The organism is Bdellovibrionales bacterium (assembly GCA_041662785.1).
Taxonomy (GTDB): Bacteria; Pseudomonadota; Alphaproteobacteria; order UBA9219; family UBA9219; genus UBA8914.
Genome location: JBAZRW010000001.1, coordinates 1 through 15,734, shown reverse-complemented (window position 1 = coordinate 15,734; position 15,734 = coordinate 1). Strand labels below are relative to the sequence as shown.

Here is a 15,734-nt window from a genome sequence, read left to right as displayed (position 1 = left end):
GGATGACAAGAGAAAAGACACAGATGACGGAACAAAAAAACGATCAGAGACCCTTTATAATCTAAACGGAGAATAAGATGGCCGAGCCTAAAACCAATTCAATCGATGTCAACGGGATCATGAAAAGGATTCCGCATCGGTATCCCTTTTTGATGATTGAGAAGGTCATTGATATCGTGCATGGCGAAAGCTGCACGGGGGTTAAGAACGTCTCGGTGAACGAGCCGTTTTTTCAGGGGCACTTTCCGGGCCATCCCATTATGCCCGGTGTGTTGATCATTGAGGCGATGGCGCAGACCGCCGCGACGCTGGTGGTGGATTCCATCGAAGGCGTGGATGCCGGCACGCATGTCGTGTATTTCATGAGCGTTGAGGACGCCCGTTTCCGCAAGCCTGTTTTACCCGGTGACCAATTGCATATCAAGGTGAAGAAAGAACGTAACCGTGGCACGGTCTGGAAATTCCGTGGCGAGGCGTTTGTGGACGGTGGCCTTGTGGCCGAGGCCACGTTTACCGCGATGCTTGTCCCCGATGAGGGCAGGACGGCAACAGTATGACCCAAATCATTCATCCTACGGCACTGATCGATCCTGCGGCTCAGCTGGGCGAAGGCGTGGACATTGGGCCCTATTGCGTTATCGGCGCAGATGTTGTTTTGGGCGATAAGGTCAAGCTTGTCGCGCATGTTGTGGTGGACGGTCGCACGACGATTGGAGCGGGGACGGTTATCTATCCTTTTGCCTCCATCGGGCAGCGTCCACAGGATTTGAAATATCATGGTGAGCTTTCGACGCTAGAGATTGGCGCGAATAACCAGATCCGCGAATATGTGACGATGAATCCCGGCACCGAAGGCGGTGGCATGCTCACCAAGGTTGGTGACAATGGACTCTTTATGGTTGGCGTTCATGTCGCGCATGATTGCGATGTGGGTAACAACGTTGTGATGGCCAACAATGCGACGTTGGCGGGCCATGTGCATGTCGGTGATTTTGCCGTGATCGGCGGCCTTTCCGCCGTGCATCAGTTCGTGCGGATTGGCACTCATGCCATGATCGGCGGGATGTCGGGCGTGGAAAGCGACGTGATCCCTTACGGCATGGTGAAGGGCGACCGCGCCTATCTGGCGGGGCTGAACATCGTGGGCCTTGAGCGTCGCGGCTTTTCGCGTGAGGATATTCATGCGCTGCGTAGTGCGTATCGCATGCTCTTTTCCAAGGAAGGCACGATGGCCGAAAGGCTTGAGGATGTGGCCGAGCATTACGGCAGCCGTTCGCTTGTGGACGGTATGGTTGACTTTATCCGTGCGCGTACCTCGCGGGCGCTGTGCCAGCCGGAACACGAAGAGTAGGGGAGGGTATGGCCGTGACCAACGCCCCAAAACTTGGCATTTTAGCGGGCGGCGGGGCCGCGCCGCGCCAGCTGATTGCCGCGTGTCAGGCGTTGGATCGGCCCTTCTTTGTCGTATGCCTTGAAGGTCATGCGGAGCCTGATCTGGCGGGCGCGGGCGTGCCTCATGAAGTCTTGCCTTTGGGTGCGTTTGCGCGGCTGAAAGAGCTGTGCGAGCGAGAGAAGATTGAGGATATCATTATGCTAGGGCGCGTGCGTCGCCCCTCGGTGGCTGAGCTGAAGCCCGATTGGCTGACGCTGAAAATCCTGACAAAAATTGGCATGAACGCTTTGGGTGACGACGGGCTTTTGCGCGGCGTGGGCAAGGCTCTTGAGGACGAATGCGGCGTTCGCCTTGTTGGCGTGGCGGATGTGTTCGCCGATTTGCTCGCGCCCGAAGGGACGCTTACCACCGTTGTGCCTGATGAGCTGGCGCAAGAGGATATCCGTCGTGCGGTTGAGATTGCCAGCACATTGGGTCGTCTTGACGTGGGGCAGGCCGTGATCGTGCAACAGGGGATCATTCTGGGCGTCGAGGCTGTCGAGGGCACGGATGCGCTGATCGAACGCTCGCTTGGCGTTCGGCGCGATGGCGGCGGCGGCGTCTTGGTCAAGATTGCCAAGCCGCAGCAGGACAATCGCTTTGATCTGCCGACCATCGGCATCGATACGGTGCGCCATGTTCACGCGGCAGGCCTTGCCGGAATCGCGGTGGAGGCAGGTCGCAGCCTGATCCTTGAGCGCGAAAAAACGATTGAGGCCGCCGACATGCTGGGCGTCTTTATCGTAGGATTGCCGTTAAACGGTGCGGAGAATGGCTGAGGCTGGAACAAATGAGGCCCCGCTTTTCTTCCTTGTCGCGGGGGAAGCGTCGGGCGATTATCTGGGCGCGGATTTGATGCGCGGTCTTAAAAAGAAAACGGGCGGTCGCGTGCGTTTTGCGGGCGTCGGCGGGCCTCGTATGGAGGCTGAGGGGATCGATCTGTTGTTCCCTCAAGCGGATTTGGCGCACATGGGCTTGTTCGAGCTGGTCCGTCATCTGCCGCTGTTGTTGCGGCGTTTACGTGAAACGAAAGAGGCCGTGAAGGCGGCGCGTCCCGCCGCGCTGATCACCATTGACTCGCCCGATTTTTCCTTTCGCGTCGCCAAGGCGCTGAAGGGACAGGGTATCCCGTTGATCCACTATGTTGCGCCGACGGTGTGGGCATGGCGGGCAGGGCGGGCGAAGAAAATCGCACAATTTTTGGATCATCTGCTCGCGCTTTTGCCGTTTGAGCCTCCGTATTTTACCAAAGAAGGGCTGCCTTGCACGTTCGTCGGTCATCCTTTGGTGGAAAGCGGTGCGGGGCGCGGCGACGGGGCGCGGTTTCGCGAGGCCTTTGCCATCGCGCCGGATACGCCGCTTTTATGCGTGCTGCCCGGAAGTCGCATGGGTGAGGTGAGCCGTTTGCTCCCCACGTTCCGCGAGACGGTGCGCCAGCTGCGCGAGCGTTTTCCCAAGCTGGAAATTGCTTTGCCGGTGGTGGAGGCCGTTGCGCCCTTGATCGAAAAGGAAACGAAGGCGTGGTCTGTGCCCGTTCATCTGGTGCGCGGTGATGAGGCTAAATACGATGCCTATGCGGCCTGCCGCGCTGCGCTGGCGTGTTCCGGTACGGTGTCGGTTGAGCTGGCCTTAGCGGCGTTGCCGACCGTGATCGCGTATAAGATTGGGCGGCTGACGGCGGCTCTTTATCGCCCCTTTATCAAGGCGCGGTTTGCGACGCTTGTGAACATTATGCAAGATCGCGCCGTGATGCCGGAGTTCTTGCAGGAGCAATGCACGCCCGAAAATCTTGCTGCCGCGCTTGTGGAAGTGATGGGGGATTCTAAGCGTCATGCGGCGGCAAAGGCGGATTTGACATCTATTGGCGCGTGGCTGGGGCGCGGGGCGTTCACGCCTTCCAATAAAGCGGCTGAGACGGTCTGGCGCGTCGCCTTTCCGGAAAAGGAGCCATCATGCCCCTAACCGTTTTGCAAATTATTCCGGCGCTTGGCTCTGGCGGGGCGGAGCAAGCCTGCGTCGATATGGCCGCCGCGCTAGTCAAACGCGGTGATCGTGCCATCATCGTGTCCACAGGCGGCTGGCGCGAAAAAACGGCGGAGGAGGCTGGCGCGGTTTTTATCAAGCGCGACGTGGCGACCAAGAATCCGGCGCGGATTATTCGCAACGCGTTTTGGCTGGCCGAGCTGATCCGCCGCGAGGGCGTGGACATTGTTCATGCGCGGTCCCGTGCCCCCGCGTGGAGCGCCAAGATCGCCTGCCGCCTGACGGGGTGTCCTTTTGTGACGACGTTTCATGCGGCGTACAAGTTTTCTAGTGCCGTTAAACGCGCGTACAACAGCGTGATGGCGGCGGCGGATCGCGTGATCGCGATTTCGCCTTTTATCGCGGCGCATGTCAGCGAGCATTACGGCGTGGGCAAGGATCGCCTACGTCTGGTTGATCGCGGCGTGGATGTGAAGGCTTTTGATCCTTTGGCGATAGAGCAGGGGCGTGTCGAGGCCTTGCGAGAGGCATGGGGGATGAAGCCAGAGGAAAAAGCCATCCTTTTGCCTGCGCGGCTTTCATCTATCAAGGGGCATGAAACGGTCATTCGCGCTGTTGCCCTTTTAAGGAAGCAGGGACAGGTTTCGCCACCTGTTTTGTTGGTAGGCGACGATCAGGGGAGGGAGGGCTATACGCAGCGCCTTCGCTCCTTGATCCAAGAGGAAGAGTTGGATGACGTTGTGAGGCTTGTCGGCGCGTGCAAGGATATGGCGGCGGCTTATGCCCTTGCGCGGCTTGCCCTACAACCGTCCAAGGTTCCCGAAGGCTTTGGCCGCGTGCCGGTGGAGGCGATGGCCGCTGGCGTGCCCGTGATTGCCAGCGACCTTGGCGGGATGAAGAACACGATTGTGGTGGGGAAGACAGGCTGGCTGGTCGCACCGGACGATGCCCCTGCGTGGGCAAGCGCGATGGCCAAGGCGTTGGCGATGACGCCAGAGGCCACTGCCGCGATGGGCAAGACTGGCCGCGCCCACGTTGCTGCACACTTCACGGATGCGTTGATGATCGCCAAAACGCTGGCGGTGTATGATGAGGTGGCGGCGGAAAAGGCACGGCCATGAAAGAACGAATTCTAGTCATCAAGCTTGGGGCTTTGGGCGATCTGGTTTTGTGCATGGGCGCGTTTGCCGCTATCCGTGCCGCGCATCCTGAGGCTGAGATTGCGCTTTTGACCGCGCCGCCTTTTGCGGCTTTTGGCCTTTCGATGCCGTGGTTTGATCTCGTGCTGCTTGATCCTAGGCCCAAGGTTTGGCAGCCTCTGAAATGGATCAAGTTGTTGAGGCTGGTTCGTGCCTTTGCGCCGACACGCGTTTACGATTTTCAGGGCAAGCCGAGGCAATCAATTTTGTTTCATGCTTTGGGAAAGCCCGAATGGTCTGGCGCGGTCAAGGGCTGCCGCTTCCCGCGCCCGTGGCCACCCGCGCCCAAGACGCACTATACGGATTTTCTGGCCGCGCAGCTGGAGGCGGCGGGGATTAAAGAGGTTCAGCCTCCCGATCTGTCATGGCTGGCTGCCCCGATGAAGGGCGTTGCGATTCCAGAAAAATACGTGCTGTTGATTGCGGGGTGCGCCCCCGATCGTTTGTATAAGCGCTGGCCGCCGGAATCGTTCGCTGCGTTGGCACAAAAGCTGGCGGAAAAAGGGATTGTGTCGATTGCTGTTGGCACAAAAGCTGACGCGCAAAGTATCGCTGCCATTCGTGCCCTTGCGCCAGAGGTTATGGATTTAAGCGGACAGACGACGTTGGCGCAGTTGGCAACGCTGGCGCGGGGCGCAGAGTGCGTTGTGGGCAACGATACGGGGCCAACGCATCTGGCGGCGGTGGTGGGGGCACGGACGGTGGCTCTGATGTCGGATCAGGTCGATCCTTACTGGTCATCGCCTCGCGGCGCGCATACGACATGGCTGCAAGGCAAGCCGCTCGCGGCCTTGAGCGTTGAGGCGGTGATAGAGAGCCTAGGCCTGACGCGGCGTTAATACGCTTAACGCGGGACGCTGGGTGATCACCATGGGGGCGTTTGGTGCGCGGATTTGCTCGATGGTGTTTTGAAGCAGCCTTGATGATTCTAAATTGGATATTTTATGCGCCGCCAGTTGGTCATCGGGTTTCAAATAAGCGCGGAAGCTCCAGCCGATAAAGGCAGAAACCCTGTCGCCCACCATGCCCTGATAACCCGTTTGGACATCGTCCGGCTCACTGGTGTAGGTGGTTTGAGAAAGTTGCTTTCCGTTTGAGGCATAGTGCGAGAAGACAAGGCGATCCGTTGTGCGCGCTACGTCGAATTGAAGGTCAGCGATGCAAGTTTCTCCTGCGGCACTTTTGTAGTAGGCGATAACTTCGCGCTGTTGCTTGGGGTAAGCATAGCTTGTTTGCAAGGTTACGGGGATTTTCTTGTCCGTCATCCAACGCGTGTCGATTTCGTACACGACATCTTTGGCCCCATCGCTCAAATAGCCCTGATAGCCTGTGCCAGCCATCAGCGTTATGGCGCCTTGTTTAAACATTTCCGACACGATGCCAAGGGGGTGGATAATATCAGAGACAATACCGGTCGAAGGGCGCGTGTCCTTTGTGCGGTCTTTGCGCCAGAAACAATCAAAGTGTGTGAGCGCCATATCGTTGGGAAGATATTGACGTAAGGCGTCAAAGACGGGACTGAAGTTAATAATGGTATCAAGGGTTACAAATTTATCATGCATAAATGGATAAAGGCACTCCGCCTGTTCTTGTGTTGCGGCCAAAGGTTTTTCCGAAAAAACAGCTTTGATCGAGGGGGTTGTTTCAAGAAGGTTTTTGAACGCGGGAAAATGCTCCACATCGTTAAAGGCCATGACGATGATTTCTGGCGAGGTGTTGGTGGCTGTCATGGAATCGAGCGCCTGTGTGTAGGATGGGAATCCAGACTGCACAAAACGCTTGGCGTCTTCCAGCCTGTCGTTCATGCGCTCGACAACGACAAGGTTGAGCTCCCGATTCTCTTTTTCCATTTCTTGGCGCAAGGAGAGGATGGCTTTGCCCTCAACGCTGCCCATCTTGCCCCAACCAAGAAGAAGGACGTTTAGTTTTTTCATTTTATGCGTCGTTTAAATAAAGCGTTAGAATAAGAAAGCGCATTTCAAGCGTGTCGGAACATAGCGCAAAAGCGCCCCGTTTGGTAGTGGGGTTGGCTGAAGGTTAATACTTTCGTTGGGTAAAAAGCCTTATTCCGCCCTGTAATTGGGGGCTTCGGCGGTGATGGTCACGTCATGGACGTGGCTTTCACGCAAGCCCGCACCCGTGATGCGGACGAACTCGGCCTTGGTCTGCATATCGGCAATCGTGCCGCAGCCCGTATAGCCCATCGCGGCACGAAGGCCGCCGATCAGCTGGTGGATCACGCCCGACACAGGGCCTTTATAGGGGACGCGGCCTTCGATGCCTTCGGGAACCAGCTTGTTGAGGTTGCCGGTGTCGGCTTTTTGGAAATAGCGGTCGGCTGAGCCTTCCACCATCGCGCCAAGGCTGCCCATGCCGCGATAGCCTTTATACGAGCGCCCTTGATAGAGGATCACCTCGCCCGGCACTTCATCGGTTCCGGCAAACAGGGAGCCAAGCATGACGCAATCGGCTCCCGCCGCGATGGCCTTGGCAATCTCGCCCGAGAATTTGATGCCCCCATCCGCGATGACGGGAATGCCTTGTTTGCGGCAGACCGAGGCCGCGTTCATCACGGCGGTGAGTTGCGGCACGCCTACGCCCGCGACGATGCGCGTGGTGCAGATAGAGCCGGGGCCGATGCCCACTTTGACTCCGTCCGCGCCAGCATCAATAAGCGCCTGCGCGGCGGATGCCGTGGCGATGTTGCCCGCAACGATATCCACGCCAGAGGTATGGGCGCGAATTCTTTTTACGACGGCCAGAACGCCTGCCGAATGGCCATGTGCGGTATCGACGACGATCACATCGACGCCTGCGTCCACTAAGGCCTCAACGCGCTGGATGGAATCCGCGCCCGTTCCGATGGCGGCGGCGGCGCGTAGGCGGCCTTGACCGTCTTTGCAGGAATGGGGGTGAAGTTGCGCCTTTTCGATGTCCTTGACGGTTAACAGGCCGACGCAGCGATAGGCCTCGTCCACGACAATCAGCTTTTCAATGCGGTTTTGGTGGAGAAGACGTTTGCTCTCTTCCTTGTTCACGCCCATTCCGATGGTGATCAGATTATCCTTGGTCATTAGCTCGGCCACGGGCTGCTGCAGGTTGGTGGCAAAGCGCACGTCGCGATTGGTCAGGATGCCGACCAGCTTGCCAGAGGGTTGCTCCACCACCGGAATGCCGGAAATGCGATAATCGGCCATGAGCTTGAGCGCGGCGGCCAGCGGCGCATCGGGCGCGATGGTAATGGGGTTCATGACCATGCCCGATTCAAAGCGCTTGACCTTGCGGACTTCCTCGGCTTGCTGCGCGGGGGACATGTTGCGATGGATGACGCCGATACCGCCCGCCTGTGCCAGCGCGATAGCAAGGCTGCTTTCAGTCACGGTGTCCATGGCGGCGGAAACAAGGGGGATTCCAAGGCTGACATTGCGGGAAAAGCGGGTGGCGACGGAAACGTCCGAGGGCAAGACGTTAGAGGCCGCCGGAATGAGCAGAACGTCGTCAAATGTCAAAGCTTCTTGGAAATTGGCCATCTTTGCCCCTTAAGGTTAGCATTTAGAATGATGGCGAAGACGTTTAACATGAGGGCAGAGAAGGGGCAAGGGAAAAGGCTTCGGGGATCAGGGCTTAGAGATCAGGGGTCAGGGAAAATGGTGTTCAGTGGCCAATAGGCTTGATAAAAGCCGCAATATCTTCCAAATTGTGCCATAGTTTGAAAGGTAATATGATGTGACGGGTAGAGGGGCTATCCCCCTGATCCCTGAATCCTGAACCCTGACCCCTATGGAGAAGCCCTTGTCCCAGACCATTGTTCTTGTCGATGACGACCGCAACATCCTGACGTCCGTGAGCATGGCCCTTGAGGCTGAGGGTTATCAGGTGCGTACCTATTCGGATGCCGAGGAAGCCTTGCGCGGTCTTAGCCAACGGCCCGCCGACATGGCCGTGTTGGATATCAAGATGCCTCGCCTGACGGGGATGGAGCTTCTCTCGCGTTTGCGCCAGCAGCCGTTGACGCAAGCGATGCCTGTTATCTTCCTGACCTCAAAAGACGAAGAGGTGGATGAGATTATGGGGCTGTCCATGGGTGCGGACGATTATATCACCAAGCCTTTTTCTCAGCGCCTTTTGTTAGAGCGCGTTCGCGCGATCCTGCGGCGTGAGCAGTTGCGCCTTAACCCGCCGGCTGACGATGCAGCGCAGATGATTACGCGCGGCGAGCTTGTCTTGGATGGCTCGCGCCATCAATGCACATGGAAAGGCAAGCCCGTCGATTTGACGGTAACAGAGTTCTTGCTGGTCAAGGCTTTGGCGCAGCGCGTCGGGCATGTCAAAAGCCGCGATCAGCTGATGGATGCCGCGTACGGCGAGTCCATCTATGTTGATGACCGCACGATTGATAGCCACATTAAACGCCTTCGCAAAAAGTTTCGCGTGGTCGATGAAACTTTTGAGCAGATCGAGACGCTTTATGGCGTCGGTTACCGCTACAAGGAAGATTGAGCTTTCTGATGCCTTTTTGCGCGTTCCATTCCTTTTTTCATCGTTCGCTTGACGCGCAGGCTTGTCCTTGGCCACCGCGCTTTTGGAGCAAGCGGACGCCGCCGTGTCTTTCGCCGCTCATGCTGCGGATTCTGGCCGTTAATGTGATGGCGCTGGCCATTCTGGTCGGCAGCTTGTTGTATCTGGGGCGCTATCAGGATCGTTTGATCGCGACGGAGTTGGACGGCCTTAGGATGCAGGCGCGGATGTCCGCCAGCGCGATTGCCGAAGGTGCGGTCGTTCTGGACCGCGACGAGCGCAATATCCTCTCGCCCCTTTTGGCGCGGCTGATGATCCGGCGTTTGGTGGAGGCCAGCGCAACGCATACGCGGCTTTACGACGTGGATGACACGCTTTTGGCCGATAGCCAGATCCTTCTTGATCCGGCGGGCAAGGTGATGGCGCGGCGCTTGCCTCCTTCCACGGGGCATTGGCTTGGTGACCGAGTGATGGGCTTTTTTGACCTGATGGATCGTTTGGCGACCAAGGCCGATTATCCCCTTTATCCTGAAGAAGAGCTGCAACAAGGCGACCAATACGATATCGTCAAAAGGGCGCGTGACGGGGTTGTCTCGACGGAGGTCTGGCGTCTGCCAGAAGGGGGGCTGTTGCTTTCGGCAGCGTCACCCGTTCAGCGTTATAAGCAAGTACTCGGCATGGTCATCCTGACGCGTTCCGATACGAAAATCAGCGCGGCGATTCATGAAGTCCGCATCGATATACTCAAGATATTCGGCGTCACGCTGCTCATTACGGTACTTTTGTCGATCTACCTTGCGCGGGCGATCGCAAGGCCGCTTAAGCTGCTCGCCAAAGCAGCAGAAAGCGTGCGCCATGGGCAGACGGAGATGGTGGGCCTTTCCGGCACGGCGCGGCTTCTTGATCACAATGCGATCCCTGATTTCAGTGCGCGGCGGGATGAAATAGGCGACTTGTCCGTGGCGTTGCGCGACATGACCTCAGCTTTGGCCAAGCGTATTAGCGCGATTGAAAATTTTGCCGCCGATGTCGCGCACGAGATCAAAAACCCGCTGACGTCTTTGCGAAGCGCGGTCGAAACGGCAGGCAAGGTAAGCGATCCCGACCGGCAGAAAAAACTGATGCAGGTGATCCACGACGATGTGGATCGGTTAGATCGGTTGATTTCGGATATTTCGCGCGCCTCGCGTTTGGATGCTGAGCTAACACGCGATGAGGTCGCCACCGTTGATCTTGCGCGATTGGTTCGTGCGTTGGTGGCCCTTTATGCCGATGATGAAAAGGCAGGCCACACGGTCGCTTTTGTGGTGGCGGATGTGCCTCAAAATGCATCCCTTAAAGTCGAGGGTATTGAGCCAAGGCTTGTTCAGGTGATGCAAAACCTGATTGTCAATGCGCTGTCTTTTTCGCCGCCAGAAAGTAAGGTCGTTGTGAGGCTCGCGCCTGTCAAAGGCGGCTTTATCGATCTGATCGTTGAGGACGAGGGCGGTGGCATTCCTGAAAACAAGCGAGAGGCCATCTTTGACCGCTTTTACAGTGAGCGCCCGAAGGCCGAGAAATTTGGCACGCATTCTGGCCTAGGTCTGAGTATCTCCAAGCAGATTGTCGAGGCGCATCATGGCCGTATTTGGGCTGAAAACCGCCTTGATGCGCAGGGCCATGTGATCGGGGCTCGTTTCATCGTAAGGCTGGCGAGTTCTTAAAGACCGCTTGCTGCGCCGCAACATACAATCGTGACATAAGCATGTGGTTTGATTGATATTTTCTTGCCTTGCTTAACGTTTAGCCCTATGGTTACCGCGATTTCTTAGAACAAGTTCATCCCCCGACCTCTTCAAAGGAGCCTTCTATCCATGACAAACATTGTGATTGTTAGCGCCACGCGCACCGCCATTGGTTCTTTCAACGGCGCTTTGGCGTCTCGTCCAGCCGTTCAGTTGGGCGGTGAGGTGATTAAGGAAGCCCTTATCCGCGCCAAGGTACAGGCGACGGATGTTGATGAAGTCGTTATGGGCAATGTTTTGTCGGCGGGTCTGGGCATGGGCCCTGCGCGTCAGGCGGCGATGGCTGGTGGCATTCCTGCCGAAAAGACAGCCTATGGTGTCAACCAGATTTGCGGCTCGGGCCTACGCGCCGTGGCCAATGGCGCGATGGCGATTAAGGCGGGCGATGCTTCGGTTATCGTGGCGGGTGGCATGGAAAATATGAGCCTGTCGCAACACGCGATCTATCTGCGCAATGGCATCCGCATGGGTGATGGCGCGATGATTGATACGATGATCAAGGATGGCCTTTCGGACATCTTCAATAACTGCCATATGGGCATCACCGCCGAAAACGTGGCCGAGAAATTTGGCATCACGCGTGAGATGCAAGACATCTTCGCCGTGGAATCGCAATTGAAGGCTGAAGCCGCGATTAACGCGGGCAAGTTTAAGGACGAAATCGTTCCCGTGATCATCCCCAATAAAAAGGGCGACATTACGGTTGTTCAGGATGAATACCCCCGCTTTGGCGCAAGCGTCGAAGGCATGGCGAAGTTAAAGCCTGCGTTTAAAAAGGACGGCACGGTGACGGCGGGTAATTCATCGGGGATCAATGATGGCGCAGCCGCGTTTGTTTTGATGACCGAGGAAGAAGCCGCTAAGCGTGGCCTGACCCCTCTCGCACGCATTGCCTCATGGGCGACCGCTGGCGTTGATCCGGCGCTTATGGGCACGGGGCCGATCCCGTCGAGCCAGCTGGCGTTGAAAAAGGCGGGCTGGAGCGTAGGCGATCTCGATCTGGTTGAAGCCAACGAAGCTTTTGCCGCGCAGGCGATTGCCGTGAACAAGGAAATGGGCTGGGATGTGGCGAAGGTCAACGTCAATGGCGGCGCAATTGCTTTGGGTCATCCTATCGGTGCTTCGGGCGCGCGCGTTCTGGTCACGTTGATCCACGAAATGCAAAAGCGCGAGGCTAAAAAAGGTCTGGTCACGCTGTGCATCGGCGGCGGTATGGGTATTGCCATGTGCATCGAGCGGTAACCTGCCCACGCTCTTTCTACTGCGGCGTTGGCTTCCGTGCCGTTTTCTGCGATCCGCTGCGCACGTACTCACTGTACGTTTGCGCTGCGGTTCTCGAAAAAAACACCTAATCCTTAGCCGCAGCGAGAGCGTTTGTCAGGTTACTTAAAAGGAAGAGGGAGGGTCACAGAATATGCCCATCGTTCATATTGATATTATCAAGCGTCCCGTCGCTGCTAAACGCCGTATGGTGTATGCGGTGACGGAGGCGATTGCCACAGCGCTGGATGTTTCTCCCGACAGCGTGTGCGTTGTCGTTAACGAGATGAAGGACGATCAATACGCTGTGGCAGGCGTTTTGTGGGGTGACAAGGCCAAGGCTAAGAAAAAAATCAAAAAACCTACTCAATCATCGAGGAAAAGAACATGACAAGAAAAGTTGAAAAAGCACGGGTTGTTGTTGTAACAGGTGGCACGCGCGGCATCGGTGCGGCGATTAGCGCAACCATGCATTCTTTTGGCTATAAGGTCGCAGCGACCTATATGGGCAATGATAAGGCCGCTGAAGCGTTTAAGGAAAATTCGGGCATTGATGCCGTTTATAAGTTTGATGTCGGTGACTATGACGCTTGCGCCGCCGGTCTTGCTTTGATCGAAAAGAAGCTTGGCCCCGTCGATATTTTGGTCAACAACGCGGGTATCACGCGCGATTCCTTCTTACATAAGATGACGCAGCAGCAATGGCGCGAAGTCCTCTCTACCAATCTTGATTCCGTTTTCAACATGTCCCGCCTTGTGGTGGAAGGCATGCGTGAACGCGGCTTTGGTCGCATTATTTCGATCAGCTCGATCAACGGCCTTGCGGGCGCGATGGGGCAGACGAATTATTCTGCAGCGAAGGCGGGCATCATCGGTTTTTCAAAGTCGCTGGCTTTGGAAGTCGCGGCTAAGGGCGTGACCGTCAACGTGATCGCACCGGGCTATATCGAAACCGACATGGTGAAAGCAATTGCGCCAGAGATTTTGGAAAAGATCGTGGCAAAAATTCCGGTCAAGAAATTGGGCAACGTGCAGGGCATCGCACGGCTTGTCGCCTTCTTGGCGGATGAGCAAAACGGCTTCACGACAGGCGCTACGTTCAATATCAACGGCGGCCAGTATCTGGCTTAAGAAACGTCTGTTTTTCTTTTGTTAAGGAGCGGTGTCAAAACCCGCTCCTTAACTTTGTCTGGCTCGGCAAAAACAAGGTCAACAGACAAAACGGCGACATGGGGCCGGAAGGCCATTGGCACACGCACGAAATCTTTGGTTGTGGTAATAAGGCGAAGGTCTTTTTCTTGCGCCCGTTGCGTTAATCGCGCCAAATCCTCTTCACTGAAACGGTAATGATCGGGAAAATCCTGTGTCAGGACGACGTTAAGGCCTGCCTTGCGGCACGATTCATAAAACTTGGAAGGCCGTCCAATACCCGCAAAGGCCAGCACGTTCGGTTTGGCCAGAAAATCGGGTCTAAGGGCGGGTTTAAGCGAGGCCTGTAGGACTGGCTTGCCAAGGTTTTGGGCGCAGCCGTGGCAATCCTCGCCAATCATCACGATGGCATCGATGCGCGGGAGAGCGTCGTTCATTGTCTCGCGCAAGGGGCCTGCTGGGATCAGGCACTGGTTGCCAAGACCAGCCTCGCCATCGATGACAAGCAGAGCCATCTCCGCCGCAACCTTGGGGTTTTGTAGGCCATCGTCAAGGATGATGACGGTCGCTTCCTTTTCTGCCTCGCGGATGGCGGTAGGCCTTTCGCGGGCGATCCAACAGGGCGCTTTGCTGGCCAGCAGCAGCGCTTCATCGCCGACTTCGGTTGCGGTGTGTTTGTTTAAATCGACGCGCAAGGGGCCTTTTTCGTTGCCGCCGTATCCGCGCGAGACGAAGACGGGTTTCTGTCCGTCCTTGATCAACATTGTGGCTAGAGCCAGCGCTGTAGGTGTTTTGCCCGCGCCGCCCGCTACGATATTGCCGATGCACAGGATGGGAACGGATGCGGCATAAGGCGTGATGATGCCGCGTCGGATCAGCGTTGCTGCCCTATAAAGTTGTCCCAACGGCGCAAGCATCCGCGCACAAAACCCTTTTTGACGATACCAAAAAGCAGGGGTTTTCATGGGGCGGCTCGTGACGTGAAGAAAGGATCCAACACGGCCAGCGTCTCATTCAGGATAGTTTGCTTGTCTTGGGCCCATGTGTGTCCGGCGGAAGCCAGCGTTTCGATAGATACGGGGTTTTTGAATAGGTGGGAAAGCGCATCGCCCAGCTCGTTTTCGTCCAAGACTTGCTGCGCCGCGCCTGCCGCGAGCATATCGTCGGCCATGATCGCAAAGTTGTCCATGCGCGGCCCCAGCAGCGTAGCGCAGCCAAGCAGGGCAGGCTCCACCGGATTATGTCCCCCCCATGTGAAGGAGCCAGCAAGGCAGCATACGGGGCAAAGGCGATAGAAGAGACCAAGCTCGCCCATCGTGTCAGCAAGGTAGAGGGCGACCTCTGGCGTGATCGGCTCGCCCTTGGCGCGGTGGGCAAAGGTGAGGCTCTTTTTCTCGATCAAGCTGGCAATTTCATTCCCCCGTTGGGGGTGGCGTGGCACGATAATTGTCAGAATGTCGGGAAAGGCTTTATGAAGATGGGCGTGAACGCGAAGCGCAATTTCTTCTTCGCCCGCGTGGGTTGAGGCCATAAGCCAAACGGGTCGCCCGCCTATGGCGGCGCGAAGCTGTTCCAGTTCTTTTTCATCGCAGGGCAAAGGTTCGGCGGCGAATTTCAGGTTGCCTATCACGCGCGTGTCTTGAAGACCCAGCGCCGCAAAGCGGCTGCGCTCAGCCCCCGTTTGGGCAAGGCCGAGAGAAAAAACGCTCAGCATTTCCTTGGTTCCGCCAATCATGCGCCAGCGGCGATAGGACTTTTCGGACATGCGACCATTCAGAAGAATAGCAGGGACGTGCCGTTCTTTCAGCGCGGCCAGCATGTTGGGCCACAGCTCGGACTCGACCCACAGCGCCAGATCAGGCTTCCAATGGCCCAAAAAACGCTTCACATAAGGCCAACGATCAACAGGCACAAATTGATGGAAAACACCATCAGGCAAGCGCGCTGCGACAAGGCTGGCCGATGTTGTTGTCCCTGTCGTTAAAAGGATAGACCAATTGGGGTGGCGCTGACGCAAGGCTTTGATAAGAGCCAACACTGACATGGCTTCGCCTACGCTGGCAGCATGACACCAGATAAGTTTGCCGTGGGGACGGGGGATGGAGGCGTGGCCAAGACGTTCTTGAAACCGTGAGGCATCCTCACGCCCCTTGGCCTTGCGAAAGCGAAGGTAGAGGGTAATCAGCGGCGCAAAAAGGTTGGTGAGGAAGCGGTAAAAGGGCATTCAGAGTTCAGGGGTCAGAGTTCAGAGAGCAGGGATCAAGAGCGTGGAGTATAAAGTAATACCAAAAAGCGAATGAAGTGACTCGTAGAGAAAAAACAAACGGGATTCCCGCTTTCGCGGGAATGACGGTGTTTTTATAGCGATATTCCCCTTTAGCGTCATCCCCGCGAAAGCGGGGATCCCGT

The 15,734-nt window shown here is 56.8% G+C and carries 15 protein-coding genes; 11 read left to right on the top strand and 4 right to left on the bottom strand.

The window, feature by feature from the left end; genetic code table 11:
- Positions 1 to 77 precede the first annotated feature (77 nt).
- From fabZ to WC612_00050, 6 genes are read left to right on the top strand one after another with little or no spacing between them, the layout of a single operon-like run.
- Entirely contained in the window at positions 78 to 557 is a 480-nt protein-coding gene (gene fabZ, locus WC612_00075; protein MFA6279176.1) for a 3-hydroxyacyl-ACP dehydratase FabZ, read from the top strand.
- A complete protein-coding gene (gene lpxA / locus WC612_00070) occupies positions 554 to 1,351 on the top strand; it encodes an acyl-ACP--UDP-N-acetylglucosamine O-acyltransferase (protein MFA6279175.1) in 798 nt (265 codons plus the stop codon). Before fabZ ends, lpxA begins: the two co-directional genes overlap by 4 nt.
- Positions 1,352 to 1,359: 8 nt before the next feature.
- Complete coding sequence (lpxI, locus tag WC612_00065) at positions 1,360 to 2,211, top strand: UDP-2,3-diacylglucosamine diphosphatase LpxI (protein ID MFA6279174.1); 852 nt, start codon at positions 1,360 to 1,362, stop codon at positions 2,209 to 2,211.
- A complete protein-coding gene (lpxB, locus tag WC612_00060; GenBank protein ID MFA6279173.1) occupies positions 2,204 to 3,394 on the top strand; it encodes a lipid-A-disaccharide synthase in 1,191 nt (396 codons plus the stop codon). The genes lpxI and lpxB overlap by 8 nt, the downstream gene beginning before the upstream one ends.
- A complete protein-coding gene (locus WC612_00055; GenBank protein ID MFA6279172.1) occupies positions 3,385 to 4,536 on the top strand; it encodes a glycosyltransferase family 4 protein in 1,152 nt (383 codons plus the stop codon). Before lpxB ends, WC612_00055 begins: the two co-directional genes overlap by 10 nt.
- Positions 4,533 to 5,453 carry a glycosyltransferase family 9 protein gene (locus WC612_00050; GenBank protein ID MFA6279171.1) on the top strand — a complete coding sequence of 307 codons (921 nt, stop codon included), beginning with the start codon at positions 4,533 to 4,535 and terminating at the stop codon, positions 5,451 to 5,453. Before WC612_00055 ends, WC612_00050 begins: the two co-directional genes overlap by 4 nt.
- Here WC612_00050 and WC612_00045 read toward each other — a convergent pair.
- On the bottom strand, positions 5,433 to 6,548 hold the full coding sequence (locus WC612_00045) for a Gfo/Idh/MocA family oxidoreductase (protein ID MFA6279170.1): 1,116 nt from the start codon (positions 6,546 to 6,548) through the stop codon (positions 5,433 to 5,435). The two genes, WC612_00050 and WC612_00045, sit on opposite strands and share 21 nt — an antisense overlap.
- Positions 6,549 to 6,677: 129 nt before the next feature.
- The gene (gene guaB, locus WC612_00040) at positions 6,678 to 8,144 is read right to left on the bottom strand and encodes an IMP dehydrogenase (GenBank protein ID MFA6279169.1); all 1,467 of its coding nucleotides are present in this window, start codon (positions 8,142 to 8,144) and stop codon (positions 6,678 to 6,680) included.
- Between the two features lie 262 nt (positions 8,145 to 8,406).
- Between guaB and WC612_00035 the strand changes: the two genes are divergently transcribed.
- The 5 genes from WC612_00035 to phbB all read left to right on the top strand — a co-directional run bounded on the left by WC612_00035 (position 8,407) and on the right by phbB (position 13,307).
- Positions 8,407 to 9,114 carry a response regulator transcription factor gene (locus WC612_00035; protein MFA6279168.1) on the top strand — a complete coding sequence of 236 codons (708 nt, stop codon included), beginning with the start codon at positions 8,407 to 8,409 and terminating at the stop codon, positions 9,112 to 9,114.
- An 8-nt stretch (positions 9,115 to 9,122) separates the two neighbouring features.
- Positions 9,123 to 10,835 carry a stimulus-sensing domain-containing protein gene (locus WC612_00030; protein MFA6279167.1) on the top strand — a complete coding sequence of 571 codons (1,713 nt, stop codon included), beginning with the start codon at positions 9,123 to 9,125 and terminating at the stop codon, positions 10,833 to 10,835.
- Between the two features lie 150 nt (positions 10,836 to 10,985).
- Positions 10,986 to 12,158 (top strand): acetyl-CoA C-acetyltransferase, encoded by a 1,173-nt coding sequence (locus WC612_00025; GenBank protein ID MFA6279166.1) that lies wholly within the window; start codon positions 10,986 to 10,988, stop codon positions 12,156 to 12,158.
- Positions 12,159 to 12,330: 172 nt separating this feature from the next.
- Positions 12,331 to 12,567 carry a tautomerase family protein gene (locus WC612_00020; GenBank protein MFA6279165.1) on the top strand — a complete coding sequence of 79 codons (237 nt, stop codon included), beginning with the start codon at positions 12,331 to 12,333 and terminating at the stop codon, positions 12,565 to 12,567.
- Positions 12,564 to 13,307: an acetoacetyl-CoA reductase gene (gene phbB / locus WC612_00015; GenBank protein ID MFA6279164.1), complete on the top strand. Its 744-nt coding sequence runs from the start codon at positions 12,564 to 12,566 to the stop codon at positions 13,305 to 13,307. Before WC612_00020 ends, phbB begins: the two co-directional genes overlap by 4 nt.
- Here the strand turns inward: phbB and lpxK are convergent.
- Both lpxK and WC612_00005 read right to left on the bottom strand, forming a co-directional pair.
- Positions 13,304 to 14,290 carry a tetraacyldisaccharide 4'-kinase gene (lpxK, locus tag WC612_00010; protein MFA6279163.1) on the bottom strand — a complete coding sequence of 329 codons (987 nt, stop codon included), beginning with the start codon at positions 14,288 to 14,290 and terminating at the stop codon, positions 13,304 to 13,306. The two genes, phbB and lpxK, sit on opposite strands and share 4 nt — an antisense overlap.
- A complete protein-coding gene (locus tag WC612_00005) occupies positions 14,287 to 15,549 on the bottom strand; it encodes a 3-deoxy-D-manno-octulosonic acid transferase (GenBank protein MFA6279162.1) in 1,263 nt (420 codons plus the stop codon). Before WC612_00005 ends, lpxK begins: the two co-directional genes overlap by 4 nt.
- Positions 15,550 to 15,734: the final 185 nt, after the last annotated feature.